Source organism: Geobacillus sp. ZGt-1 (assembly GCF_001026865.1).
GTDB classification, from domain to species: Bacteria; Bacillota; Bacilli; order Bacillales; family Anoxybacillaceae; genus Geobacillus; species Geobacillus thermoleovorans.
Window position 1 is genome coordinate 52,373 of record NZ_LDPD01000026.1, and the last position, 2,111, is coordinate 54,483.

The 2,111-nt window shown below is 54.3% G+C and carries 2 pseudogenes; both read right to left on the bottom strand.

The features are described 5' to 3' along the window. Window positions 1-1,468: pseudogene (locus tag VU18_RS20585) on the bottom strand (amylopullulanase); the annotation flags it as partial. Window position 1,469: 1 nt separating this feature from the next. Continuing rightward, window positions 1,470-2,111 (bottom strand): annotated as a pseudogene (locus tag VU18_RS20590) (amylopullulanase); the annotation flags it as partial.

The window sequence follows — 2,111 nt, forward strand, 5'->3', positions numbered from 1 at the left end:
CCTGGAGGAGTGGTTGGCTTTCTCGGTTTCTCTTTTGGTTTCGATGGAGACGGTTTTTGCGGCGGTGCTGATGGAGGTGCTCCGTTTCCCGGCGGAGCTGTGCCGCCCGGCGGAACGCTCCCCCCAGGGGATGTGCCATCCGATGGACCACCGTTGCCCGGAGAGGTGCCGTTGCCTGGTGTTGTCCCTCCGTCATGGGACGGCGTTTCGCTGCCCGGCCAACCGCTTCCTGGAGAATCGCCGTTGCTTGGCGGCGTTGTCAACTTCCCTTCGCGCAATTGCTTCGTTTCTAAATTCAGCACGTAATCTTTTGTGTTTTTCGCAATCGCTCCGCCGTCGTTGTTGAAAATGGCTGTTTTGCTTTCGGCCGATGGTTCGATATGGATCAACACTTCTTTTTGATGGCTGGCCGGCGCAAACGTGTACGAGAATGCCATCCGACCATCAATCGGCACCCGCTCGCCATTGATCGTCAAAACACCGTTTTTAATGGCATTGCCCTTGATCGTCACTTGACTTCCTTGTTTTTGCACCTCTTCGATGACGACCGGCATATCGATCCAGCGCAAAATGCGGTCTTGCACAATCATCGTATTGTTTCCTTCATTGTGGACCGTCACTTTCAAGTCGGTGCCAATCGTCCCATAGCCGTAGTAGCTCACGTCATCATCGTTGTCGTCCTCACGCGTATGGTCAGCCAGTCCTTCTTGATCCCACGACCCGCCTTTGACATACTTATACGTGATCGTTTCCCCTTCTTGCACCTCGGTAGTAAATTGCCAATCCGGCGTCACCGCACCGTTGCGCGACATCTCCCAGGCCCCTGTGTTCCAGCCGTTCAAGCTGTTCGGAATCGTAATTCGGGCATCCAACGGTGTGTAATCCGGCGCCCTCACTTTAAAAATCACTTTCACCATCACAATGTCCGGCGTCACCTTGACCGTGTTTGACGCCACAACATTGCCGGCGCGGTCATACAACTTGACAACATACGTGTACTCGGTGCCGTTTTCGACATCGTAGTCTGTAAATGAATCGCCGATCGAAGTGGTTGTATGCACGATATCACCGTTGCGCTCGATGGCTAACAAATAAGCATCCCCATCTTTTTTCCCAACAAACGTCCATGATAAATTCACTTGTCCGGATTCAACCGCAGGCTGCCGCAGCTCGATGGCGTCTGCTGGCGCTATTTGGTCGCTGTTGTCTGCCGCAAACGTCACTTGCTTCTCTTCTGTATACACCCACTCCTCGCCGAGGTTGGTCGTCAGCGCATAACGATACGTATACGTCCCTGCGGCGAGCGGAGTGAAGGCAGCTCGGAACACGTTGGCGTCGCCGTCTTGTCCTTGGTAAGCCGCTCTGTATTCTTTCCATGTTTCGTCATGCGGGCCTTTCACTTGCAACACCGCTTGCAACCCATCAGCTGCTCCTTTGCTTGTCACATTGTCGATGTTGACATGGACATNCACTTGCTGCGGCTTTGACAAATCCAGTGTGGCATCGCTTAACGTTGTCACGAACTGGACATTGTCGCTCGTCAGCGGGTAATGAGGAACGACGCGATTCGTTTCGACCTTCGGTGATTCATTCCCGTTTTCATCGACCGCCGCAACGGCAAAGTAATAGGCTGTTCCGTTCGTCAACGAACCGATCGTGGCCGAAGTTGTTTCCGTCTCTTGCACCATCGTATAACCGGCACCTTTTAACGTGGACTCGTAAATTCGGTATCTCGACGCATTTCCTTCCCACGTTAACGTCACGCAGCCATCCGAAGCGCTCGCCTGCAAATTGCTGACTGCTACCGGCATTTCCGCCGTCACCGTCCCAAACATCATCCGTCCATCCAGGGCCGGAATCGTGACCGTCAACGTTCCGCCAGCGACCGTAGCTTCCCCGCCATCATGCAACTCATCCGTAAGCACGGTGCCGTTCGGAAGCAACGAAGCGACGTCAAGCGCCACCGTCTTGTCCTCATTGCCGCGGTTGACGGCAATGAGCGCCACTTCACGCCCGTATTGGCGGGCAAATACGTATACATCCCCTTGCGCATACACCGTCTTGATGTCGCCATGGGCCAACAACGATTGATGGTGCTGGCGAATGTGCCC